Genomic DNA, 22494 nt, shown 5'->3' on the forward strand with positions numbered 1-22494 from the left:
GGGAGGGCTTCGCGGCGTTCGCGGGCACCCCCTGGCTGAGCTGCGAGAACCGGGTCAGTCTCGGGAAATCGCGGCGGAGCGGGCATCATTGGTGACGTGGCGGAACAGCGTGATCACGGAAAGCCGGAAGAAACTCCCCCTCCCGGTTCGGGTGGGTCCTCGGCGCAACCGCCCGCACTTCCGCAGCCTGGCGGGGGTGAGGTCGCGCCACGGACTCCTGCGCAGCCGCCCGCTCCGAACGAGCCAGCCACGCCGAACCTTCCGCAGCCGAACGGCTCGGCTGAGCCGCCGCAGCTGGATCCCGAGCAGCTGCGCCAGTTCCAGGAATTCCAGCGGTTCCAGGAGTATCTGCGGTTCACCCAGGCTCAGCAGGGCAGCGAACCGGCTCCGCAACCCGATGCCGGGTTGGTCCCGGTGGGCAATCGTCAGCCGCAGCCGCTCGCCGGTGGTCAGCCGCCAGGCCCGCCGAACCAGCCTGGCGCGCTGACTGCGTACGAGGAACCGCCACGCAACCGCCGTCCGGTGCCGCGCTGGGTGAAGCGTCTGGGAGGGAAGATTCTGGGCTGGGTGATCGCGCTGGTCATCCTCGGCATCTTGGTCAACTGGGGCTACCACCAGATCTTTCCCAGCGACGACGGCAAGACCTCAGCCCAGATCGCCGCCGAGGGCGGCGGGACCTATCACACGAATCAGATCCTCACGACGGCCTCGCCGTATGAATCGGTCCGCCGCGTCTACGACGGAATCGCACAGCACGGCCCCGGGCAGAAGAGCATGGTCGACCACGTCTGCGGCCTTTTCGACCAGGCCACGCAACTGAAGTTCGCGACCGATCTCGGTTTCTCCGACTGCGCCGCCGCGGTCCAGGGTCTGCACGACCGGCTCGACCGCGCGCCCGGTTCGGTGGATGCCTACGCCGAGTCGATCTCGAAGCGTTCCGGATGGCCGCCGGGCGAGAACGTGGTGGTCAAGTCGTGCGACTTCCCCATCACCGGGGGCCCTGCGCTCGGGGACTTCACAGTCAAGCAGGTCGAAAAAGGACAGTGGCTGATCGTCGGACACCAGCGCGGACCGGAGAAGTGCGCGCCGCCGACGGCGACCTCTACCCCGGGCTGACCGTCAGGCAGGCGAGCTGATCGGCAACCGGGTCTCCCCCGTGTCCGAGTACGCGAAGAAGTCCACCAACGAAGCCGCGAACGCCGGGTGCGCCACCGCTTCCATGTGATTCCCCGGCACCCGCACCAGCCGAGCGCCCGCGATCCCCGCCGCGAGGCGTTCCGGCTGAGTGGCCAACTCGTCCGACTCCCCGGCAAGGATCAGCGTCGCCGCAGACAGGTTCGTCAGCTGCATCGGGCCGTGCGGGGTCGCGTGCATGACCGCGGCCAGCGCTTCGACATCCGCACCCGCGCGGCGAGCCAGTCGGCGGAACGGGCGCGCCGCCGAGGGCACTTCCGACCGGTCTTCGGCCAGCAGCCCCGCCGCGATCTGGCTTCGGTTGACCACCCGGGCGTCCACTCCGCCGAAGTCCACGATCCCCGCCCCGACGCCGCCGACCGCGAGGCAGCGGACCCGCCGGTCACGCGTAGCCACCAGCAGCGACACGATCGCGCCCATCGAATAGCCCGCCAGGCAGACCTCTTCCAGGCCGAGTTCGTCGAACAGCGCGGTCAGGTCCGCGGCCATGATGTCCTCGCCGTAGGCCGCCGGGTCGTGCGGCTTCTCCGACTCGCCGTGCCCGCGCGCGTCCAGCGCGATCACCGTGAAGCCGGCTTTGACCAGCGCGTCCACGACTCCGGGATTGACCCAGTTCACCTGGGAGTCGGCGGCGAAACCGTGGTGCAGCACGACGGGCCGCCGGTGCCGTCCGTCGCCCTCCCAGACGGTGTAGCTCAGCTGGAGCCCGTCGGGGGCGAGGAACGTCGTTGGCATATGTCCATGAGACACGAAAAAAGGGTGGTCACGCACGAAGCGTGACCACCCTTTCGCGTGATGTGCGACTCAGACCGCGGCGTCCTCGGAGAGGAGGTTGCGAGTCCGCGCCGGGTCGACCGGGATGCCCGGGCCCATCGTCGTGGTGAAAGTGATCTTCTTGACGTAACGGCCCTTCGCCGACGACGGCTTGGCGCGCAGGATCTCGTCCAGCGCGGCCGCGTAGTTCTCCACCAGCTTCTCGGCGTCGAACGACGCCTTGCCGATCACCAGGTGCAGGTTCGCCTGCTTGTCGACGCGGAAGTTGATCTTGCCGCCCTTGATGTCCTTCACGGCCTTCTCGACCGCGGGGGTCACCGTGCCGGTCTTCGGGTTCGGCATGAGGCCGCGCGGGCCGAGGATGCGGGCGATGCGGCCCACCTTGGCCATCTGGTCCGGCGTCGCGATCGCGGCGTCGAAGTCGAGCCAGCCACCCTGGATGCGCTCGATCAGTTCGTCGGTGCCGACCGCGTCCGCGCCGGCGGCTTCGGCCTCAGCGGCCTTGTCGCCGACGGCGAAAACGATGACGCGGGCGGTCTTGCCGGTGCCGTGCGGCAGGTTCACGGTGCCGCGGACCATCTGGTCGGCCTTGCGCGGGTCGACCCCGAGACGCATCGCGACCTCGACAGTCGCGTCCATCTTCGTCTTGGAGGTCTCCTTCGCCAGCTTCGCGGCCTCGAGCGGCGCGTACAGCCGCGCCTTGTCGATCAGCTCGCTGGCCTGGCGGTAGGCCTTGCTGTGCTTGGTCATGCTTCTGTCCTAACGTCTTGGATCAGTGTGGTTTGCAGAGCCAGCACCTGGCTCTCCCACTCGAGCTAGCGCGAAATCGCGCCGATTTCTGGACTGAGCGATTCGATCGGCCCCTCGGGCCGAGCGGATCGGGAGGGAAGAAATCGGCTTCCCGGCGATTTCGCCGCCTCGACGGAGTCGAGGCCTATTCCACAGTGATGCCCATGGAGCGCGCAGTACCTGCGATGATCTTCGCGGCCTGGTCGATGTCGTGCGCGTTGAGGTCGGTCTCCTTGGTCTTCGCGATCTCGCGGACCTGGTCCCAGGTGACCTTGGCGACCTTGGTCTTGTGCGGCTCGCCGGAGCCCTTCTCCACGCCCGCGGCCTTGAGCAGCAGCTTGGCGGCCGGCGGCGTCTTCAGCTTGAAGTCGAACGACCGGTCTTCGTAGACGGAGATCTCGACCGGGACGACGTCCCCGCGCTGCGATTCGGTCGCGGCGTTGTAGGCCTTGCAGAACTCCATGATGTTGACGCCGTGCTGACCCAGCGCCGGGCCGACCGGCGGCGCGGGGTTGGCCGCACCCGCCTTGATCTGCAGCTTGATGATCGCCGCAAGCTTCTTCTTCTTGGGTGGCATTACCTTGTGTCCTTCTTAACTGACGTGAGTCCCCCGCACACCTGCCAGTACGCGGGGACTGCCGACCGGGATGGCCCGGCCGTCAGATCTTGGAGACCTGGCTGAACGAGAGCTCGACCGGGGTCTCCCGGCCGAAGATCGACACCAGGACCTTCAGCTTCTGCCCGTCGACGTTGACCTCGGAGATCGTGGCGGGCAGCGTGGCGAACGGGCCGTCCATGACGGTGACCGACTCGCCGACCTCGAAGTCGACCTCGACGGTGGGCCCGCCGGACGTGGCGGCCGAGGCGGAGTCGCCGCCCTTGGCTGCCTTGGCCGGGGCTTCCTTCTCGACCTGCGGGGCGAGGAACTTCAGCACCTCGTCCACGGTCAGCGGCGACGGCCGCGAGGTGGCTCCGACGAACCCGGTGACGCCCGGGGTGTTGCGCACCGCGCTCCACGACTGGTCGTTGAGATCCATCCGGACCAGGATGTAGCCGGGCAGCACCTTGCGCTGCACCTGCTTGCGCTGGCCGTTCTTGATCTCGGTGACCTCTTCGGTCGGAACCTCGATCTGGAAGATGTAGTCCTCGACGTCCAGGGTCTGGGTACGCGTCTCGAGGTTGGTCTTGACCTTGTTCTCGTAACCGGCGTACGAGTGCACGACGTACCACTCGCCCGGCGCGGCCTTGAGTTCGGCGCGCAGCGCGGCGACCGGGTCGTCCGCCTCGGGGGCGGGCTCGGTCACGTCGGCGTCGTCGTCCGATTCCCCGGCGTCAGCGGAGTCCTCGGACTCGTCGGCGGCGGCGACCTCGTCCTCGGCGACGGGCACCTCGACGGACTCGGCGGACTCCTCGTCGCCGGGTGCCGTCTGCACCTGCTCGTCGGAAAGCTCGGTCAGGTCGCGACCGGCTTCGGTGCCGTTGTCGGAGGTCACGTTCCGTCCTCTCAGTTGATCGCTTGCCGGGCCGGACCGGGGCCCGGCCAGCGCGGTGGCGCGCCCGTCGGGCGTCAGCCGAAGACCAGCCCGATCAGCTCCTTGAAGCCGAGATCGAGACCGCTCACGAGGGCCACCATGAACACCACGAACACCAGCACGACCGCGGTGTAGGTGACCATCTGCTTGCGGTTGGGCCAGATGACCTTGCGCAGTTCGGCCCAGACCTCGCGGATGAACCGCGTGAACCGGGCGAACACCGAGGCCTTCTTCGCCTTCCGGTCCCGTTTGGGGGTCGGCACGCCCTTGGCGTCGGCGGGCTTCGCGACCTTGTCGCCCGCCTTGCCGGACGGACGGGTCGAGCCCGGCCGTGCCTCGGACTTGCCTGCCGGCCGAGCGGAAGCGCGGCGTTCGCGCCGAGCCGCGGCGGACACCGGGCGGGATTCGACTCCGGGCTTGCCCGAATCGTCCTGCTCGTGCTCGCCGCTGGCGTCGCTGTCGCTCACGACCACTCCTCCGCTCCACCAGTTCCCGTACGCAGGGGTGACAGGACTTGAACCTGCAACCTGCGGTTTTGGAGACCGCTGCTCTGCCAATTGAGCTACACCCCTGTGGAGCCCGGTCACCCTGGCTCCGGAGGACGCATTCCATCGTCCCCACCATCCGGCGGGGATGACCGTAGTGCGTTCCGAGTTCCGAAGTCTACGGCAAGCCGGATGTTGCCTTGCAACCCAGCCCCCCGGACGCCCGCGCGGCACACTCCGGAGCCCCTCCCGACTGCCTCGGGCACCCCTCCGCGCCCCTCGGCGAAGATCACCCGATCGTGCCAATATAAGCCCGTGCACCGAAATCCGATTAATCGCGAACCCGCCGACGGGCCTTTCCCGCTCGCCGGACCGCCCTGCTTCGCGACCACGCCGGATTCCCGGCACGGCAAGCGAAATCGCCGCCGCATCCGCGACTTTCCCCTCCGGGCAACCAGGTCCAACTCGACCGAAGATGATCTTCCTTACCCCTCAAGCAACCCAGACCGCGAGATCGCGCCGATTTCTGGACTGAGCGATTCGATCGGCCCCCAGGCCGAGCGAATCGGGAGGGAAGAAATCGGCTTGAGGCGATCTCGCCGCCGCGACGGAGTCGCGGCAATCAAACACAGCTGCCGAACCCAGGAGACTTGGTGACCATGTTCAACCTCGGACTGGCACTGCCGCAGTACGGCAAGCTCGCCGACCCCTCCGCCATCGCGGGCTTCGCCGCCGAGGCCGAGCGGATCGGCTTCGTCTCGCTCTGGGTCGGCGACCGGGTCCTGACTCCGGTCTCCCCGAAGACCTATTACCCCTCCGGTACACCTGAACGGCCGTATCCGCCGGAGTTCGTCCGCTTCGTCGATCCGTTCCTGGCGCTCACCATCGCCGCGAACTCGACCGAGTCCGCGCGGCTGGGGTCGAGCACTCTCAACGGCCCGCTCTACTCGCCGGTGCTGCTGGCGCGTTCCCTGACGTCGCTGGACCTGCTGTCCGGCGGCCGGCTGGACGTCGGCCTCGGGCTCAGCTGGCTTCGTGACGAGTACATCGCCGCCGGCGTGCCGTGGGAGCACCGCGGCGCGCGGCTGGCCGAGCTGGTCGAGGTGCTGCGGACGCTGTGGACCGCGGATCCGGCCGGGCACCAGAGCGACCGCTGGGACATCCCGGACTCTCTGATCGGCCTGCGTCCGCTGCAGCAGCCCGGTCCGCCGGTGCTGCTGGGCGGGGCGTCGGACGCGGCGTTGCGGCGGGTCGGCCGGATCGCGGACGGCTGGCTGCCTGCCGGGCTCCCGGTGCCGGTGCTGCGCCAGAAGTGGGCGGTGGTCGTCGAATCGGCGGAGAAGGCCGGCCGGGATCCGGAGTCGCTGCGCCGCGTGCTGCGGATCAATCCGACGCCGGGGTCGAAGACGGCGACCGTCGAGGACGTCGCAGGTCAGCTCAAGGCCGCCGAAGCCGACGGCATCACCGAAGCGCTGGTCGATCTGCACTATGTGGCCGAAACCGTCCCGCACGCACTGGAGCTGGCCGGCGAACTGCACGCCGCTGTCTTTGCGTGATCACCCGTAAGCGGGTCGTCGGCGAGGGGCCGGACCGGTAGAACGGTCGGGTGGGGGCAAACAAAAGCGGTGGATGCGGGTTGCTCGTCCTCGTTGTCGTGGGGGCGCTGCTGGCCGTCGGCTACTACAAGTCGAAGCACGACTCGTCGACCGCACCGCCGTCCGGCGCGGACACCGGCGGCGGCAGCGGCCGATACGTCGCGCTCGGCGACTCGTACACGTCGGCGCCGCGCACCGGCAAACAGGCGGGCTCGCCGGCCGGATGCGCGCGGTCGGACAACAACTATCCGCACCTGGTGTCCGCGAAGCTGAAGCCAGCGAAGTTCGTGGACGTCAGCTGCAGCGGCGCGACGACGGACGACTTGTCCGACAGCCAGTCGACGCGAAATGGCTCAAATCCGCCGCAGTTCGACGCGGTCACCGCGGACACGACGCTGGTCACCTTGGGCATCGGCGGCAACGATGTGGGATTCATCGCACTGGCGCAGACCTGCGTGACCGCCCACGAGAGCGCCTCGCCGTGCAAGGACCGGCTCACCGCGGGCGGCAAGGACCAGATGGCCGACCGCATCAGCGGAGCCGCGAAGAAGGTCGGCACCGCGCTCGACCAGATCCACAAGAAGGCCCCGAAAGCGCGGGTGGTGGTCGTGGGCTACCCGACGGTCCTCCCGGACGGCGACGGCTGCTGGCCGGTCCTGCCGTTGGGCTCCGGCGACGTGGCGTATCTGCGGGATGCGCTCGGCAAGCTCAACGACGCCTTGTCCGACCAGGCCAAGTCCCACGACGCGGGTTTCGCGGACACCGCCGAGCCCAGCAAGGGCCACGACGTCTGCGCGAACTCGGACGTCAAGTGGGTCGAAGGATTGGTTCCGACGTCCTCGGCCGCGGCTTTGCACCCGAACGCGCGGGGCGAGGCTGGGATGGCCGGGGTGGTCGAGTCGGTGCTCGGGGTGCACTGAGGCCGCCGCCCGATGAGTTTTCTCAGTGGCGCGCGGGGTTCTCGCCCCATCGACGGGTCTGGCGCGCGGTGCCGAGGTCCGTGAGGGGAACCCTGAGGGAATCAGAGTCCCTCAGGGTTCCCCTCACGGACTTTCGCAGGAACGCAAGCCACGCAGCCCGTGGCGTTCGGTGCGTCAGGCGGTCGTCAGGGGCGGACGAGGGCCTGCGGCTTGCCCAGCACGGTCTTGCCCTCGAACTTCACCGTCAGGTCGATCCGGGCCAGGCCTTCGTCCGTCATGGCGCCGACCTTGCCGGTCACCTCGACCAGCGCGCCCTCGTCGTTGTCCGGCACCACGACCGGGCGGGTGAAGCGCGTGCTGAAGTCCACGAGGCGGGCCGGGTCGCCGAGCCAGTCGGTGACGATGCGGCCGGACAGGGCCATGGTGAGCATGCCGTGCGCGATCACGTCCGGGAGGCCGACCTTGGTCGCGAAGTTCTCGTTCCAGTGGATCGGGTTGAAGTCGAGCGAGGCTCCGGCGTAGCGGACCAGCTGGTCGCGGGTGATGCGGACCTCCAGCGGAGGCAGTTCGTCGCCGATGTTCACGCTTCCGCCCCCCGGACCACGAGCTGGGCCCGCGTGGTGCACACGAGTTTGCCGTCCGCGTCGGTGATTTCCGCGCGGAGGTTGATGAAGTCGTTACCGGCCCTCGCCATGATCGTCTCGATCTTGGCCGAGATCTCCAGCTCGTCGCCGGCGTGCACCGGACGCTCGTAGCGGAAGCCCTGGTCGCCGTGGACCATCCGGGAGTAGTCGAGGCCGAGCGCGGGGTCGGTCACGATGCCGTTGATCTTCGGCAGGTTGAGGATGGTGAGGAAGGTGGGCGGCGCGAGCACGTCCGGGTGGCCGGCCGCGCGGGCCGCCTCCGGGTCCCGGTACACCGGGTTCGGGTCCTCGATCGCGTCGGCGAACTCGCGGATCTTCTCCCGGCTCACGAAGTACTTGCTGTCCGACGGGTATTCCCGCCCGGTGAACGACTGGTCCAAAGGCACGCGAAGAAGGCTAACCGAACCGCGGCGTCGTCCCGCGAGGGTGCCAGAACTGGCCAGTAGACAGCGAAAAGCCGCCCCGGACGAGTGCCGGGACGGCTGTTCGAAGCTGGTTAAAAGACCGCCTGCGTCAGCGGGTCTCTTTGTGAGTCCGGTGCGTACCGCAGTTCGGGCAGAACTTCTTCATCTCCAGGCGATCCGGGTTGTTGCGCCGGTTCTTCTTGGTGATGTAGTTGCGGTGCTTGCACTCCTCGCACGCCAGCGTGATCTTGGGTCGCACGTCGGTGGCAGCCACAGCGTTTCCTTCTCTCTCAGATCCGGGGGCCAGCCCCGTCGTTACCGCGTAGCGGTGGCCGGACTTGAACCGGCGACACAGCGATTATGAGCCGCTTGCTCTGCCAACTGAGCTACACCGCCCTGCGTGACACCCACCCCGCCTCAACCCACCAGGTCAAGGTGACCCGGCCTGGGGGTCCAGGGGGCTTGCCCCCTGGCGGGGGTCTGGGGGTTCGACCCCCAGATGGACGCCGCGAAGCGAGCCAGGCCCGCGCTTTTCGCGGACATAGCTCGCCTACTCGCGAGCCCCTTTACGGAATCGAACCGTAGACCTTCTCCTTACCATGGAGACGCTCTGCCGACTGAGCTAAAGGGGCCTGCCTCTCGCGAGGACTTGGAAAGATTAGCAAGGGGCGTCACCCAGCCGTGCAACCGGGGTCGGTTAACCGCAAAACCTCAGGTCAGCAGGGTTAGCACGGTCTCCGAGTGCCGCCCCGGCGAGCGCGCGGTGCGGGCCTGCAGCCATGCCTCCAGCCGATCCTCCGGCAGCGGCCGCGAGATCAGATAACCCTGGGCGACGTCACATCCCATCGCCTCGAGCTGATCGCGCGCCACGTCTTCCTCGACGCCTTCCGCCACGACCGTCAGGCCTAGCGAGTGGCCAAGCTCGACAATCGACCGCACCACCGCGAGGTCGCCGAGATCGGTGCCCATGCCGAGCACGAAGCTCTTGTCGATCTTGACCTGGTCCACCGGCAGCTGGCGCAGATACGCGAGCGACGAGTAGCCAGTGCCGAAGTCGTCCACCGCCAGCACGATGCCCAGCGAATGCAGCTCGCGCAGGATCGGCAGCGCCTTCTGCGGGTCCGACATCACCCCGGACTCCGTCAGTTCGAACGTCAGCAGTTCCGGCGGCACGTCGAAGCGTTCCAGTTCGCGCTGGACCTTCGCCGGGAAGTCCTCGTCGGCCAGATTCCGCACCGACAGGTTCACGGCCGCGGAGATGCGCAGGCCCTCGTCGAGCCACTTGCGCACGCGCTTGAGCGATTCCTCCAGCACGAACGACGTCAGCACGCCGATCAGGCCGGCCGCCTCGATCGCGGGCACGAACTCGTCCGGGCCGAGCCGGCCGAACTCCGGGTGCACCCAGCGGACGAGCGCCTCGACGCCTTGGACTTGGCGGTTCGGCAGAGTCACCTTCGGCTGGTAGTGCACGGAGACGTGGCCGTCTTCCAGCGACTGCCGGAACTGCGTGACCATCTGGAACCGGCGCAGGAAGATCTGTCCCATGCTCGGCACGTAGCCGCGCACTTCCTCGCCGCCGCGGGTGGCGCGGACGGCGACGTCGGCACGCTGCAGGAGGCCGTCGACGTCGACCTCACCAGCGTCGTCCACAGAGCTGGCGTAGCCGATCATCGCGTTGGCCTCGACCGAAAGCCGGTCCACCGGATACGGCTCGGACAACTGCACCCGCAGTCGTTCGGCCGCCTGATGCGCGTCCTCGACCGTGCAGTCCACGAGCAGCGCGGCGAAGGACGCGCCTTCGAGCCGTGCGAGCGGGACGTCCGGGCCGAGTGCGCCGCGGATGCGCGTGCCCGCGGCGACGACCATCCGGTCCGCCCACGAGTAGCCGAGCGCGTCGCTGACCGTGGAGAAGACGTCGAGGTCGATCCGCAGCACCACGACCTCCGCCGATTCGCGCAGCGGATCCCGCGAGACCTGCTGGAAACCCGGCCGATTCAGGTGCCCGGTGAGCGGGTCATGGTAGGCGTCGTGGCGGAGCGTGGCGAGCAGCCGGCGGTTGTCCAGCGACGTCGCGAGGTGGCTGGCCATCGTGCCGAGCAGCTGGACGTCGTACTTGCCGAAGCCGCGCCAGCGGGAGAGCCGGTCGTGCGCTTCGACGACGCCGAGCAGCCGGTTCGCGCTGCGCAGCGGCACCACGAGTGCTTCCTGCGCACTGCGTTCCAGCAGCGCCGCGCGGACGTCCGGGTTGGCCTCGGTGATGCGGAAGTGCCGCACGTGCGCGCCGGGCAGGCGCAGCAGCGGGTCGTCGTTGGCCGGGTCCGAGGCCGGGAGTTCGTTGCCCGCGACCACGACGCGCATCGGATCGTCGGCCTCGAGCCGCAGCCGGAGCACGACGCGTCCGGCGGCCAGCTGGTCCTTGATCCGCTCGGCGATCGTGGCCCATTCGCGCACGTCGACTCCGCCCACCAGTTCCTCGGCGCGGCTCGCCGGTCGGGCCGCCGCCTGCTGGCCGGACCGCGCGACCATCAGGCTGACGTCGGACAGCGCTTCCATGTCCCGCTGTTCGCGAAGCAGATCGGAGTACGCCCAGTACAGCGCGGTCAGGCCGAGGAACACGGCCAGCACCAGCGGCCAGGCCTGCGGGGTGCTCGCGATGACGAGGTAGCCGGTGAGGCCGACCGAAGCGTTGACGAAGCCGACCACGAGGATGCGGCCGGTCAGCCGGATCGCGGTGCTCACGCGCATCCGGCGGCGCAGTACTCGCACGGCGGCCAGCGCGAGCAGCGTGCTGACCAGCGGCGCGGTGAGCGTTCCGGCGAGCGCGGCGACCCACGGCATGGTCGGTCCGCCGCCCATGGCCAGGCTCACCAGCCCGGCGACAGCGAACGCGCCGGTGATCTCGAGCAGGAACGCGCCCGCGTTGTAGAGGACGCGGCCGGCGACCTTGCGGGCCAGCAAAGTGCCGATGCCCGCCACGAGATGCGCGGCGAGCACCACTTCGAACGGGGCGACGAAGAAACCGATTACCAGCGGAATCTCGGTGAATGAGATGGTCCACGAAATGCCGCTGCGGACGTCGACGTTGATGCCGAGCTGTTCGGCGAGCAGGAACGCGACCGCGAGCACCGGGCCGATCCACCAGAGCTTGGCCGAGCCGTGGAACGGCAGCCAGGCGCCGACGGCGAGGGCCGCGAGCAGGCCGAGACCCAGCACGAAGAAGGTGTAGACGCGGAAGCGGCTTTCGTCCGTTCGGCCTTCGGCCGGTGCGGAGCCAGCACCTCCCGAGCCCATCGCCTCCGGCGCGGTACCGGGATGGGCGTTGCTGTCCGGCATCCGACCTTCCTTCCCGGCTGCCCGGTCGCGCTCGTCCGTGACGTCAGGTGTGGGCGAGGGCGCCACCTTACCCCGTAGGGCGTACCGACGTCCCTTTCGAGACAGTAGGAGATCACCCCAGGGTTAACAATGGGCGTTCTTCTCTGACCTGCGTGGACCAAGGAGTGAAACTCCCGGTTCACCCCGGAACCCCCGGGCCGGGGAGTGTTCTGGGGGTCTTTTCCGGCTGGGTCGGCGGACAATGGCGACATGCACAACGACGTGACAGCCACCGGCCATGCGGCGCGCATCGCCACGGTGGACGCGCTGCTTCCCGCGCCGCTCCCCTTCGAGGTCGGAGGGGATTCCGCCCTGCTTTCCGCCGAGGTCGGCGACACCACCGCGGCCGGTCTGACGACCTGCACCGGACTCGGCCCGGACAGCCCGCAGTCGATGTGGCGGGCGCTCGTCGAGCACCGGCTGGAGGTCCAGCTCGCCGGTCCCGATCCGGCCGCCGGGCTCGACGCCCTGCTCACTCGATGGGATGAACACCTGCGGTCCCTCGCCCGAGTGGGGGATACGGAGTGCGCCGCAGTGCTCTCCCGGCCCAGCCGCGACACCGCCGGGGCCACCGAACTTCTCCGGCACGGCTTCGCCCCGGTGGGCGTGCTGGCGGTCCGCCCGGCACAGCGGATGGCCGCCGGGCCCGACGCGACGCCCGGCGTCTGCATCCGGCACGCGACGCCGGACGACCTCTCCACCGCGGTAACGCTGCAGCTGGAATTGCAGCGTTACGACGCGCAGTTCGGCCGGATCACGCTCCGCCCCGGTGTCGAGGAGCTGATCACCAAGGAACTGCTGCACCACCTCGAACGGCCTGAGCCGCAGGTGTGGATCGCGGAGCTGTACGGCCAGCCGCTCGGCATGGTCGTGCTGCAGCTGCCCGACGAGACCGGGTGGATCCGGCATCGGGTCGCCGCTTCCCGGGTGGGCTACCTGTCGTCGCTGGCGGTGTCCGAGGCGGCTCGGTCGTCGGGTGTCGGCACCGCGCTGGCCACGCACGCGCACCAGGTCTTCGACGAGGCGGGCGCGGATGTCGTGCTGCTGCACCACGCCGTGGCGAATCCGCGGTCGACGCCGTTCTGGTACGCGCAGGGCTACCGGCCGCTGTGGACCGGCTGGCAACGCCGGCCAGCCGTGCGTTCTCGCTAGTCTGGCGCGGTACGGCCCATTCGAGGGGAGTCCCAGTGACCGAAAAGCCCGACGCCGCGCCGAAAGCACCGGAAGGCGTCGATGTCGAGAAACCCTCGGCCGCGCGGGTCTACGACTGGTACCTGGGCGGCAAACAGAACTGGGCGGTGGACCGGGAATTCGGCCGCAAGGTCGAGAAGATGTGGTCGCTCGCGCGGCCCGGCGCGAAGCAGAACCGCGAGTTCATGAACCGCGTCGTGCGAGCCGCGCTGGACGCGGGCATCCGCCAGTTCCTCGACCTCGGCTCCGGCGTGCCGACCGCGGGCAACGTGCACGAGGTGGTCGAGGCCGCGCTCGGCGACGACGACGAGGCCACCGTGGTTTACGTCGACTACGAGCCGGTGGCCGTGGCGCACGCGACGCTGATCCTCGAAGACGAGGCGGCCACCGACTGGGCCGGCATCGTCCAGGCCGACCTGCGCGACCCGCGGGCCGTGCTGAGCGACCCGCGCACCCGCGAGCTGATCGACTTCGACAAGCCGGTGTGCGTGATGCTGATGGCGGTGCTGCACTTCGTCGGCCCGGACGACGATCCGGACGCCATCGTGCGCGCCTACCGGGACAAGCTCGTGTCCGGCAGCTGGCTGGCGATCTCGCAGATGAGCGAGGGCGACGGGAGCGGTCCGGCGCTGGAGGGGCTGCGCTGGTTCGTCGAGCAGTACCGCAAGACGAGCAACCCGATGTGGCTGCGCGACCGCGAGGAGATCGAGCCGTTCTTCGGCGGCTGGCCGCTGCTGGAACCGGGGATCACGCATCTGCCGGACTGGCGGCCGGAGCGCGAGCTGAACGCGGTCGAGGCGGAGGCCCGCCCGTTCGCGTGGTGCGCGGTGGCGCGCAAGCCGTGACCGCGCCTGACGCGCCGCGGGGCGTGGACGTCGACAAGCCGTCCGCGGCGCGGATCTACGACTGGTACCTCGGCGGCACCCAGAACTGGGCGGTGGACCGGGAATTCGGCCGCCGCGTCGAGAAGGTGTGGCCGCTGATCCGGCCGATGTCGCGGGAGAACCGGGCGTTCATGAACCGGGTCGTCCGGGCCGCGCTCGACGCGGGGATCCGGCAGTTCGTCGACCTCGGGTCGGGTGTGCCGAGCGCCGGCAACGTGCACGAGATCGTGCGCGACCACCTGCCCGCGACGGTCGTGTACGTCGACTACGAACCGGTGGCCGCGGCCCATTCGCGGGTGATCCTCGAAGACGAGAACGCGACTGAGTGGGCCGGGATCGTGGAGCGCGACATCCGCGATCCGGAGGCGATTTTCGCCGACGAGGTCACCCAGGAGCTGATCGACTGGTCGCATCCGGTGTGCCTGCTGATGATCACCGTGCTGCACTTCCTCGGCCCCGGCGACCGGCCGGACGAGCTAGTCGCGACCTACCGCGACCAGCTCGCGCCCGGTTCGTGGCTGGCCGTCACGCACGGCACCTGCCGGGACGACGCGCCGCCGGAGCGGGCCGCCGAAGTCCGCGCGTTCGTCGACGCGTACCGGGACACGTCGAACCCGGCGTACCTGCGCTCCGACGACGAGATCCGGCCGTTCTTCGGCGGCTGGCCGCTGCTGGAGCCGGGGATGAGCGCGCTGCCGGACTGGCGGCCGGACGAAGCGGTGACGGAGTTCGCCGCCGAGGTCCGGCCGTTCGGCTGGGGTGCCGTAGCGCAGAAACCGTCGTGAGTGGCGATGACGGTTCTAACCGGCAACGCCACTCACGACCCCTGACTTCTCTCCCAGCGAACACTCCCTGGGAAACAAACCCACCCTTCGGAGAGTTGAGCACCTTAGACTCAACTTATTCGAGGAGTGCACATGACCGACCCCCGCCTCCTGCCCGTCCTCCCGCTCGATGACGACGTCGTGCTGCCGGGCATGGTGGTCCCGCTCGACCTCGGCGACGCAGAGACCCGGGCCGCAGTGGAGTCCGCACAGGCCAAGTCCCCCGCGACCGCGTCGTTCCCCGGCATCCGCTCGGGCGCGGCGAGCAAGGCCGAAGTCCTGATCGTCCCGCGCGTGCACGGCGAGTACGCCGAACTGGGCACTGTCGCGACCGTCGAACGGATAGGCCGCGTTCCCGGCGGCAAGTCCGCGGTGCTGTTGCGCGGCACCTCGCGCGCTGTCGTCGGCCGGATCGCCGACGGCCCCGGCGCGGCCCGCTGGGTGCACGCCGACGCCGCTGAGGAAACTTCCGACGACCGCACCGCGCAGCTCGCCGCGGAGTACAAGGCCGTGGTCATCTCCGTGCTGCAGCAACGCGGCGGCTGGCAGATGATCGACGCCGTCCAGCAGGTCGAGGAGCCTTCCGCGATCGCCGACCTGGCCGGCAACGCGCCGTACCTGTCCACCGACCAGAAGCTGGAACTGCTGAGCGCGCTCGACATCAGCGTCCGGCTGGAGAAGGCCCTCGAGTGGAGCCGGGACTACCTGGCCGAGCTGGAGGTCACCGAGACCATCCGCAAGGACGTCGCCGACGGGATGGAGAAGCAGCAGAAGGAATTCCTGCTGCGCCGCCAGCTCGAAGCGATCCGCAAGGAACTGGGCGAACTCGACGGCACCGCCGCCGACGACGACTACCGCGCCCGCGTGGAAGCCGCCGACCTGCCCGACGAGGTGCGCAAGGCCGCGCTGGCCGAGGTCGACAAGCTGGAGCGGACGTCCGAGCAGTCGCCGGAAGGCGGCTGGATCCGGACCTGGCTCGACACGGTGCTGGAGCTGCCGTGGAATGAGCGGACCGAGGACGTCTACGACATCGCCGCCGCGCGGGCCGTGCTCGACGCGGACCACGCGGGCCTGGACGACGTCAAGGAACGGATCATCGAGTACTTGGCCGTGCGCAAGCGCCGCGCGGAATCGGGTCTCGGCCCGGTCGGCGGACGGCGTTCCGGCGCCGTGCTCGCGCTCGCCGGTCCTCCCGGGGTCGGCAAGACGTCGCTGGGCGAGTCGGTGGCGAAGGCGATGGGACGCAAGTTCGTGCGCGTCGCGCTGGGCGGCATCCGGGACGAGGCGGAAATCCGCGGCCACCGCCGGACGTACGTCGGCGCGCTGCCGGGCCGGATCGTGCGGGCGATCAAGGAAGCCGGTTCGATGAACCCGGTCGTGCTGCTCGACGAGATCGACAAGGTCGGAGCCGACTACCGCGGCGACCCGACGGCCGCGCTGCTCGAAGTGCTGGACCCGGAACAGAACCACACGTTCCGCGACCACTACCTCGAGGTCGAGCTGGATCTGTCCGATGTGGTCTTCCTGGCGACGGCCAACGCGCTGGAAACCATCCCCGGCCCGCTGCTGGACCGGATGGAACTGGTGACGCTGGACGGTTACACCGAGCACGAAAAGGTCACCATCGCGCGGGACCACCTGCTCCCCCGCGAACTGGAGCGAGCCGGTCTGGCGTCCGGCGACGTGGTGCTGACCGACGACGCGTTCAGCCGGATCGCCGCCGAGTACACCCGCGAGGCCGGGGTGCGCGACGCGAACCGGACGATCGCGAAGGTGCTGCGGAAGATCGCGACGAAGGTGGCTTTGGGTTCGGTCTCGCTGCCGCTGTCGGTGTCCGCTGCGGACCTGGAGACCTACCTCGGCCGCCCGCGGCACGTGCCGGAATCCTCGCTGCCGACGGCGACCCAACGGACGTCTTTGCCAGGCGTGGCAACGGGTTTGGCGGTCACCGGCGCTGGCGGGGACGTGCTGTACATCGAGGCGTCGCTGGCCGATCCGGAGAGCGGGGCCTCGGGCCTGCAGCTGACCGGGCAGCTGGGTGACGTGATGAAGGAGTCGGTGCAGATCGCGCTGTCGTACCTGCGCTCGCACGGTGCGGAGCTGGAACTGCCGGTGGGAGACCTGCGAGAGCGGGGAATCCACGTGCACGTCCCAGCGGGCGCGGTGCCGAAGGACGGGCCTTCAGCGGGCGTCACGATGACGACGGCGCTGGCGTCGCTGCTGTCGGGCCGGGTGGTCCGAGCTGATGTGGCGATGACCGGCGAGGTTTCGCTGACTGGCCGAGTCTTGCCGATCGGCGGGGTGAAGCAGAAGCTGCTGGCCGCGCACCGGGCGGGGATGAAGACGGTGATCATCCCGCAGCGGAACGAGCCGGATCTGGATGACGTGCCTGCTGAGGTTTTGTCGCAGCTGGAGGTGCATGCGGTGGCTAATGTGCGGGAGGTGCTGGAGTTGGCGCTGACTCCGGCTTCCGCTGCGGTTCCGCAGGCGGCCTGACCGTAGATCCGTGAAGGACTCCTTGAGGGAATCAGATTCCCTCAAGGAGTCCTTCACGGCACGTCAGGAGAAGTCGACCTTCTCCCATGCGAAGCCTTCCACCCACGAAGAGTCCTCTGCCGCGAAGCCGGTGAACGCGGTCACCACCTCCGCCAGGCTTCCGGCCTCCGTGCGGTAATGCCGCTCCGGCGACCCGTCCCGGCGCTCCAGTGCGAACTTCCCCTTCGGTGCCGCGGCAAACTTTCCTTGTCCAATTTGGACATAGCAGTCGCCGCGTTCCAAGACGGCGTACCAATTCTTCGCCGACAACCGTCCCAGCGCCGCTTTGATGCCCGCCGCGTCGGGGTTTTCCACCCGGGAGCCGTCGCACATGGTCAGGTCCAGCACGTTCGGCCGATGCACCTCGCCGCTCTGCGGATTGAACACCGTCAGGGCGTGTTTTCGGGCCAGGTCAAGGACAACGCGCGTCACCACGGCCGCGCGCGAGTGTTGCATCGCCAGTACCGCACCATCGCCCGAGCGCTCGATCGCCGCGTTCCACGGGGATTCTTCGGGATCCTCGGCCTCGTACAGCTCCGTGTACTTCGCGGTCAGGTCGCGGTAGAACCCGTCAAGCGACGAGTCAGCCGGGCCCGCGCCTTCGCACAGACTGGCGTAGCGGGCTTGCGGATCATCGGCGTCGCCAGCCCAGACCCCCAGGTCATAGCTCACAATTCCCCTCCAGAAGGAATCAGCCTTGCGCCCCGGCGAGCAGGGCCACGTTCATCACGTACTCGCCATACCCCGATTTGGCCAGTTTGGTGCCCAGCGCGTGGCATTCGTCCGCGCTGATGAAGCCCATCTTCAGCGCGACCTCTTCCAGACACGCGATCCGCACGCCGGTCCGGTGCTCCAGCACCTGCACGAACTGACCGGCCTCCAGCAGCGAGTCGTGCGTGCCGGTGTCGAGCCACGCGAACCCGCGGCTCAGCTCGATCAGTTTGGCGCGGTCGCGGCTCAGGTAGGAGAGGTTGACGTCGGTGATCTCCAGCTCGCCGCGCGCCGAGGGCTTCAGGTTGCGGGAGATGTCGACGACCTCGTTGTCGTAGAAGTACAGCCCGGTGATCGCGTTGTTGGACCGCGGTTTCTCGGGCTTTTCCTCAATGGACAGCAGGGTGCCGTTCTCGTCGACCTCGCCGACGCCGTAGCGCTCGGGGTCCTTGACCTGGTAGCCGAACAGGACGCAGCCGTCGAGGTCGGTCGCCGCGGTGCGCAGGGTCGTGGAGAAGCCTTGGCCGTAGAAGATGTTGTCGCCGAGGACCAGCGCGACCGAATCGTCGCCGACGAAGTCCGCGCCGATCACGAACGCTTCGGCGAGACCGTTCGGGCTCGGCTGTTCCGCGAACGAGAAGGACAGCCCGAACTGGCTGCCGTCGCCGAGCAGGCGGCGGAAGTTCGGCAGGTCCGCCGGCGTCGAGATGATCAGGATCTCCCGGATCCCGGCCAGCATGAGCACCGAGATCGGGTAGTAGATCATCGGTTTGTCGTAGACCGGCAGCAGCTGCTTCGACACGGCCTGCGTGATCGGATGCAGACGGGTTCCGCTGCCTCCGGCGAGCACGATGCCCTTCACAGCCCCTCCTCACGTGCGGTGGTGGTGTTCACCGTACCGAGTGAGCGTCGAGGCCGTCTGGGGCTTCCCTCAACTCAGAACGCCGGCCCTTTGCCGAAATACGCCTGGCAGCCGTTCGCGTACTCGGTGGCGATCTCCAGCACGTTCTTCCCGCCGTCGACCGGCAGCACCGTGGACGAATAGTTGGGGCAGTAGTTGTTGTAGATGCCGCTGATGTGCACCGGCGCGGGGAGTTCGTACCAGTTCCCGGCGCCGAAGTTGTCGTTGGCCAGCAGCGTCTGCCCGTTTCCGGACACCGGGGCGCCGTCGGCCGTCGTGTAGATCTGGCCGACCATCACCAGCCGCACGCCGTTCGGGCCGCCGGGGAACAGGGTGGTGGTCTGGGCGTGCTGGAAGTAGTTGCCGCTCGCGGTGTTCACGCGGGTGCCGGGATCGGCCGGGTCGCCCCAGTTCGCGCCGTCGGCGGAGATTTTGTAGTACGGGTCGCAGTAGCGGTCGCGGTAGTTGCAGATCTCGTAGCCGAACCAGTACCGGCCGTCGGGCAGCCTGCGGATGTTCGGCATGCCCGGACGCACCCGGGACGGTTCGATGGCCATCGTGAGCTGCTTGGTGCCCCAGTTGACCCCATCGGTCGAGGCGACGCGGTTGAGCACCTGGCCGTACTTCGGCGCCTGCGTTTCGTCGGCGTAGTGCAGCCAGAGCGTGCCGCCGGCGTCCACAGTGAACTCCGGCTCCCAGATGCCGTCGTGGTTGTGCGAGAGCGCGGCTTCGGACAGGTACTGCCAGTTGCGTCCGCCGTCGCGGCTCGCCCACACCTTGATGCCCATCCGGCGCTGCGGGCCGGAGTCCTGCCGGTAGGTCGCCGCCCAGAGCAGCGTGCCCGCCCGCATCCGGCCGACCCGCTGCGGCAGTTCGTAGAGGGTTCCGCAGCATTGGCCGAACTTGGCGTCGGGGTCGCGGATCTCGCTGATCTGGTGGAAGCTCTCGCCCTCGTCGGTGCTTTCGAGGATCGGCGCGAACCGGCCGTTGCCGTCCTCGCTGGTCAGCGCCGCGATGATGTTCCCGCGCCCGAACGGCGAGTACTCCAGCCGCACCAGCCGCGGGTACGAGCCGAAACCGGGTACGAGCAGCTTCTTGCCCGCTGCCTCCGCGACCGGCGCGAGCACGGTCGCGAGGACCGCCAGCGAGGTGAGGAAGGCCAGCACGGGAGTCCAGCGGCGCATCCAGAAACTCCTCTCACGACTCTCACGACCAGACGCGCGATTACACCACGTGGTCGCCTCGACACCATCGATTTCGCCTGGTCACCCGCGTGATTCCACCCCTTCGAGGAGATCGCTGGGCTGTTCAGGGACACCCGCCGCGTAACGACCGGGCGGAGCGTGACGAAAGATCATCCGGAGGCCCCGTCGGGGCCCGCTAGGGGGGAACCATGCGCCGCGCCATCGGGCGTCTAGCCGCTGTCTGCGCGGTGGTGGCGTTCGCTGCCTCGTGCTCGCTGCAGCCGTCCGGCATCGGGGCGATCGTGCGCCCGCTGCCGGAGGAGCCCAGCCACGTCCCCGCGCCGGTGCTCCCGCCGCCGGAGCTGGACGAGCCCCGGTTCGTCGACGCTCCGACCGAAGCCCACCAGGGCAAGGGCAACGCGACAGTGCCGCTGAACTGGCCTTCCGGCGTCGCGGGCTTCCTCAAGTTCGACTGTCCGAAGTGCGACGGCCACATCGCCGTGAAGACGGACGGGACGGAAAGCTTGCTGGTCAACGCCAGCGACCCCTACCACGGGACGGCCTGGTTCAACGTCTCGCTCGGCGGCAAGTGGGTGCACAAACTGGACATCACCGCGGACGCCGCCTGGACCGCGACGATCACCGACTACCGCGGCCTGCCGAGCGTCGAAGCAGGCAAACCGCACAGCGCACACGGGGACGCGGTGCTGGCGATCCCGGCGGGCATGACGCGCGGGAAGTTCACGACGAACTCGCGGGGCCACACCGGGGTCTGGACTTTGTGCGACGGGAGGCTCGACCTGGTGGTGAACCAGCTCATTCCGTATGACGGGGAGTTTCCGCTGCACGGGCAGGCGTTCGTGGCGGTGGAGGCTTATGACGGGGATTGGACTTTCACCGCCTCGTGAGGCGGTGGCGCTGCGGACACCCGGGCGCCCGCAGCGCCGACAGCTCACCGGTAGTTGGTGAACTGCAGAGCGATCTCGAAGTCCTTGCCCTTCAGCAACGAGATCACCTCCTGCAGCTGGTCCTTCTTCTTGCCCGACACCCGCAGCTGGTCGCCCTGGATCTGGGCCTGTACGCCCTTCGGGCCCTCGTCTCGGATGAACTTCGCGATCTGCTTCGCCTTGTCCGACGCGATGCCCTGCAGGATCTTGCCGCTGATCTTGTAAATTTTGCCGGAGATCGCGGGCTCGCCTGCCTCGAAGGCCTTCAGCGAGATGTTCCGCTTGATCAGCTTCTCCTTGAAGACCTCCACCGCCGCGAGGGCGCGCTCTTCGGTCTCCGACTCGATCGCGATGGCTTCCTCGCCGGACCAGCTGATGCCGGTTCCGGTGCCGCGGAAGTCGAACCGCGTGCCGAGTTCCTTGCTGGCCTGGTTCAGCGCGTTGTCCACCTCCTGGCGGTCGACCTTGCTCACCACGTCGAAAGAGGGATCCGCCACGTGTTCTCACACCTTGTCTCAGCTCGTCAGGGACCACCAGGGTAGCGCCGGGGCATCCCGGTTGACCGGCCGTCCGGACCGTTGGGTATCCTTCTTCCCGGCCGGTTCGCCCGGCCATGGCAGGTTACCCAAGCGGCCAAAGGGATCTGACTGTAAATCAGACGGCTCAGCCTTCGGGGGTTCGAATCCCTCACCTGCCACACCAGCCAAATCACCCCCGTGACCAGCACGAACCGGTCACGGGGGTGATTTTGTGTTGTGCGGTTGTGTGCAGGCATGTGCAGCCGGTTCCGGCTGTCCGCCCCACATGCGCCCCACAGCCGCGCCCTATTCGCGCCCACGGGGTTTGGGGCGTTCCGGGCCGCCTAGCGCCTTCGCGACGCGGTCCCGCGCGGTCTGCTCGCCGCCGTCCAGGCACTTCGCGTAGACGCGCAGCAGCACCGAAAGGCTGTGCCCCGCCCACTTCGCCACGCGCGTCGGCTCCACTCCCCCGTTGAGCCACGTGGACACTGCGGCGTGGCGGAGGTCATACGGACGCTTGGCGAGCGGCCCTGCGGCCACCTCAGCGGTGAAGGCGCGGGCTCGTGCGGCGGCCCAGACCCGGCCGTAGACCGTGCTCCCGACTCGCCCGCCGTCCCGGGCGCCGCGGAAGAGTCGGCCGTCCGGCGCGGTGCCGAACCGGGACAGGTGGTCATGCAGGATGGCCGTCAGTTCTGGCGAGCACGGCACCTTCCGTCCTTCCTCTTCCGTCCGGTGCTTCAACGGTCCTTCCTCGGATGCCTGCCCGCTGTCGGTCCACGATTCGTCAACCTCCGGCCGTGCACTCCCGAGATTCAGGTCTCCCCATCCGGACTCCGGCAGGTCCAGATCCGGTTTCTTCAAGTTCAGGGCTTCCTCAGGACGCAAGGCCGCGTAGTACATCAGCGCGAAGAACGCGACTAGCGGAGGGCCGGGTTTCCCTGTCTCCTCAACGGCATTGAGCAGAGTCCTGGCCTGAATCGGGTTGACCACTGAGCGCGGGTCGACCTCGTGCAGCACAAACTTCCGCTTCTTCGTGGTGACGGTTCCAACGGGTTCGACTTCAAGAGTTTCCTTTCGACCACCGCATACG

22 protein-coding genes and 4 tRNA genes are annotated in these 22494 nt (G+C 68.6%); 9 read left to right on the forward strand and 17 right to left on the reverse strand.

The window, feature by feature from the left end; genetic code table 11:
- Nucleotides 1-96 precede the first annotated feature (96 nt).
- Nucleotides 97-1116 carry a hypothetical protein gene (locus D0D37_RS13820; protein ID WP_116200927.1) on the forward strand — a complete coding sequence of 340 codons (1020 nt, stop codon included), beginning with the start codon at nt 97-99 and terminating at the stop codon, nt 1114-1116.
- Nucleotides 1117-1119: 3 nt separating this feature from the next.
- Here the strand turns inward: D0D37_RS13820 and D0D37_RS13825 are convergent, their stop codons facing one another.
- The 6 genes from D0D37_RS13825 to D0D37_RS13850 form a co-directional block, all read right to left on the reverse strand.
- On the reverse strand, nt 1120-1929 hold the full coding sequence (locus D0D37_RS13825) for an alpha/beta fold hydrolase (RefSeq protein ID WP_116200928.1): 810 nt from the start codon (nt 1927-1929) through the stop codon (nt 1120-1122).
- Between the two features lie 69 nt (nt 1930-1998).
- Complete coding sequence (rplA, locus tag D0D37_RS13830) at nt 1999-2718, reverse strand: 50S ribosomal protein L1 (protein WP_116200929.1); 720 nt, start codon at nt 2716-2718, stop codon at nt 1999-2001.
- A gap of 184 nt (nt 2719-2902) precedes the next feature.
- The gene (gene rplK / locus D0D37_RS13835; protein WP_037360170.1) at nt 2903-3334 is read right to left on the reverse strand and encodes a 50S ribosomal protein L11; all 432 of its coding nucleotides are present in this window, start codon (nt 3332-3334) and stop codon (nt 2903-2905) included.
- A gap of 82 nt (nt 3335-3416) precedes the next feature.
- Nucleotides 3417-4250, reverse strand: coding sequence for a transcription termination/antitermination protein NusG (gene nusG, locus D0D37_RS13840; protein ID WP_116200930.1), 834 nt, complete (start codon nt 4248-4250; stop codon nt 3417-3419).
- 74 nt (nt 4251-4324) lie between these two features.
- Nucleotides 4325-4756 (reverse strand): preprotein translocase subunit SecE, encoded by a 432-nt coding sequence (gene secE, locus D0D37_RS13845; protein WP_162834227.1) that lies wholly within the window; start codon nt 4754-4756, stop codon nt 4325-4327.
- 32 nt (nt 4757-4788) lie between these two features.
- Nucleotides 4789-4861, reverse strand: a tRNA-Trp gene (locus tag D0D37_RS13850).
- Between the two features lie 566 nt (nt 4862-5427).
- Between D0D37_RS13850 and D0D37_RS13855 the strand changes: the two genes are divergently transcribed.
- Together D0D37_RS13855 and D0D37_RS13860 are read left to right on the forward strand one after the other, a co-directional pair.
- Nucleotides 5428-6330: a TIGR03619 family F420-dependent LLM class oxidoreductase gene (locus tag D0D37_RS13855; RefSeq protein ID WP_208719936.1), complete on the forward strand. Its 903-nt coding sequence runs from the start codon at nt 5428-5430 to the stop codon at nt 6328-6330.
- Nucleotides 6331-6410: 80 nt separating this feature from the next.
- The gene (locus D0D37_RS13860) at nt 6411-7289 is read left to right on the forward strand and encodes an SGNH/GDSL hydrolase family protein (RefSeq protein ID WP_425266935.1); all 879 of its coding nucleotides are present in this window, start codon (nt 6411-6413) and stop codon (nt 7287-7289) included.
- 185 nt (nt 7290-7474) lie between these two features.
- On the opposite strand, the gene D0D37_RS13865 is transcribed toward D0D37_RS13860, so the two are convergent.
- The 6 genes from D0D37_RS13865 to D0D37_RS13890 form a co-directional block, all read right to left on the reverse strand.
- A complete protein-coding gene (locus D0D37_RS13865; protein WP_167493527.1) occupies nt 7475-7873 on the reverse strand; it encodes a MaoC family dehydratase in 399 nt (132 codons plus the stop codon).
- Complete coding sequence (locus D0D37_RS13870; RefSeq protein WP_162834228.1) at nt 7870-8319, reverse strand: MaoC family dehydratase N-terminal domain-containing protein; 450 nt, start codon at nt 8317-8319, stop codon at nt 7870-7872. The genes D0D37_RS13865 and D0D37_RS13870 overlap by 4 nt, the downstream gene beginning before the upstream one ends.
- Before the next feature lie 127 nt (nt 8320-8446).
- Entirely contained in the window at nt 8447-8611 is a 165-nt protein-coding gene (gene rpmG / locus D0D37_RS13875; protein WP_005152047.1) for a 50S ribosomal protein L33, read from the reverse strand.
- Nucleotides 8612-8660: 49 nt separating this feature from the next.
- Nucleotides 8661-8733: transfer RNA gene (locus D0D37_RS13880), tRNA-Met, on the reverse strand.
- Between the two features lie 163 nt (nt 8734-8896).
- A tRNA-Thr gene (locus D0D37_RS13885) sits at nt 8897-8969 on the reverse strand.
- Nucleotides 8970-9048: 79 nt separating this feature from the next.
- Nucleotides 9049-11670, reverse strand: a complete 2622-nt coding sequence (locus tag D0D37_RS13890) for a putative bifunctional diguanylate cyclase/phosphodiesterase (RefSeq protein WP_116200936.1) — start codon at nt 11668-11670, stop codon at nt 9049-9051.
- A 249-nt stretch (nt 11671-11919) separates the two neighbouring features.
- On the opposite strand from D0D37_RS13890, the gene D0D37_RS13895 reads away from it, so the two are divergent.
- The 4 genes from D0D37_RS13895 (at nt 11920) to lon (ending at nt 17104) form a co-directional block, all read left to right on the forward strand.
- A complete protein-coding gene (locus D0D37_RS13895) occupies nt 11920-12861 on the forward strand; it encodes a GNAT family N-acetyltransferase (RefSeq protein ID WP_116200937.1) in 942 nt (313 codons plus the stop codon).
- Nucleotides 12862-12896: 35 nt separating this feature from the next.
- Nucleotides 12897-13745: an SAM-dependent methyltransferase gene (locus tag D0D37_RS13900; RefSeq protein ID WP_116200938.1), complete on the forward strand. Its 849-nt coding sequence runs from the start codon at nt 12897-12899 to the stop codon at nt 13743-13745.
- Complete coding sequence (locus tag D0D37_RS13905) at nt 13742-14569, forward strand: SAM-dependent methyltransferase (protein WP_116200981.1); 828 nt, start codon at nt 13742-13744, stop codon at nt 14567-14569. Before D0D37_RS13900 ends, D0D37_RS13905 begins: the two co-directional genes overlap by 4 nt.
- Before the next feature lie 132 nt (nt 14570-14701).
- Complete coding sequence (lon, locus tag D0D37_RS13910; protein ID WP_116200939.1) at nt 14702-17104, forward strand: endopeptidase La; 2403 nt, start codon at nt 14702-14704, stop codon at nt 17102-17104.
- Between the two features lie 63 nt (nt 17105-17167).
- Here lon and D0D37_RS13915 read toward each other — a convergent pair whose 3' ends face one another.
- The 3 genes from D0D37_RS13915 to D0D37_RS13925 all read right to left on the reverse strand — a co-directional run bounded on the left by D0D37_RS13915 (nt 17168) and on the right by D0D37_RS13925 (nt 19939).
- Nucleotides 17168-17815 carry a hypothetical protein gene (locus tag D0D37_RS13915; protein WP_116200940.1) on the reverse strand — a complete coding sequence of 216 codons (648 nt, stop codon included), beginning with the start codon at nt 17813-17815 and terminating at the stop codon, nt 17168-17170.
- Between the two features lie 19 nt (nt 17816-17834).
- The gene (gene rfbA, locus D0D37_RS13920; protein ID WP_116200941.1) at nt 17835-18716 is read right to left on the reverse strand and encodes a glucose-1-phosphate thymidylyltransferase RfbA; all 882 of its coding nucleotides are present in this window, start codon (nt 18714-18716) and stop codon (nt 17835-17837) included.
- 74 nt (nt 18717-18790) lie between these two features.
- Entirely contained in the window at nt 18791-19939 is a 1149-nt protein-coding gene (locus D0D37_RS13925) for an exo-alpha-sialidase (RefSeq protein WP_116200942.1), read from the reverse strand.
- 209 nt (nt 19940-20148) lie between these two features.
- On the opposite strand from D0D37_RS13925, the gene D0D37_RS13930 reads away from it, so the two are divergent.
- Nucleotides 20149-20847 carry a hypothetical protein gene (locus tag D0D37_RS13930; protein WP_116200943.1) on the forward strand — a complete coding sequence of 233 codons (699 nt, stop codon included), beginning with the start codon at nt 20149-20151 and terminating at the stop codon, nt 20845-20847.
- Nucleotides 20848-20891: 44 nt separating this feature from the next.
- Here the strand turns inward: D0D37_RS13930 and D0D37_RS13935 are convergent, their stop codons facing one another.
- The gene (locus D0D37_RS13935) at nt 20892-21383 is read right to left on the reverse strand and encodes a YajQ family cyclic di-GMP-binding protein (protein WP_009072171.1); all 492 of its coding nucleotides are present in this window, start codon (nt 21381-21383) and stop codon (nt 20892-20894) included.
- 118 nt (nt 21384-21501) lie between these two features.
- On the opposite strand from D0D37_RS13935, the gene D0D37_RS13940 reads away from it, so the two are divergent.
- Nucleotides 21502-21583 (forward strand) — tRNA-Tyr (locus D0D37_RS13940).
- 127 nt (nt 21584-21710) lie between these two features.
- On the opposite strand, the gene D0D37_RS47910 is transcribed toward D0D37_RS13940, so the two are convergent.
- Nucleotides 21711-22421 carry a tyrosine-type recombinase/integrase gene (locus D0D37_RS47910; protein WP_244223505.1) on the reverse strand — a complete coding sequence of 237 codons (711 nt, stop codon included), beginning with the start codon at nt 22419-22421 and terminating at the stop codon, nt 21711-21713.
- Nucleotides 22422-22494: the final 73 nt, after the last annotated feature.

It is taken from the genome of Amycolatopsis circi (genome assembly GCF_003385235.1).
Classification (GTDB): Bacteria; Actinomycetota; Actinomycetes; order Mycobacteriales; family Pseudonocardiaceae; genus Amycolatopsis; species Amycolatopsis circi.

Coding starts and splice junctions, on each gene's coding strand:
- D0D37_RS13890 (WP_116200936.1), bottom strand. CDS start 11,670: ATGCCGGACAGCAACGCCCATCCCGGTACCGCGCCGGAGGCGATGGGC.
- D0D37_RS13825 (WP_116200928.1), bottom strand. CDS start 1,929: ATGCCAACGACGTTCCTCGCCCCCGACGGGCTCCAGCTGAGCTACACC.
- D0D37_RS13930 (WP_116200943.1), top strand. CDS start 20,149: ATGCGCCGCGCCATCGGGCGTCTAGCCGCTGTCTGCGCGGTGGTGGCG.
- lon (WP_116200939.1), top strand. CDS start 14,702: ATGACCGACCCCCGCCTCCTGCCCGTCCTCCCGCTCGATGACGACGTC.
- rplK (WP_037360170.1), bottom strand. CDS start 3,334: ATGCCACCCAAGAAGAAGAAGCTTGCGGCGATCATCAAGCTGCAGATC.
- D0D37_RS13895 (WP_116200937.1), top strand. CDS start 11,920: ATGCACAACGACGTGACAGCCACCGGCCATGCGGCGCGCATCGCCACG.
- D0D37_RS13925 (WP_116200942.1), bottom strand. CDS start 19,939: ATGCGCCGCTGGACTCCCGTGCTGGCCTTCCTCACCTCGCTGGCGGTC.
- rplA (WP_116200929.1), bottom strand. CDS start 2,718: ATGACCAAGCACAGCAAGGCCTACCGCCAGGCCAGCGAGCTGATCGAC.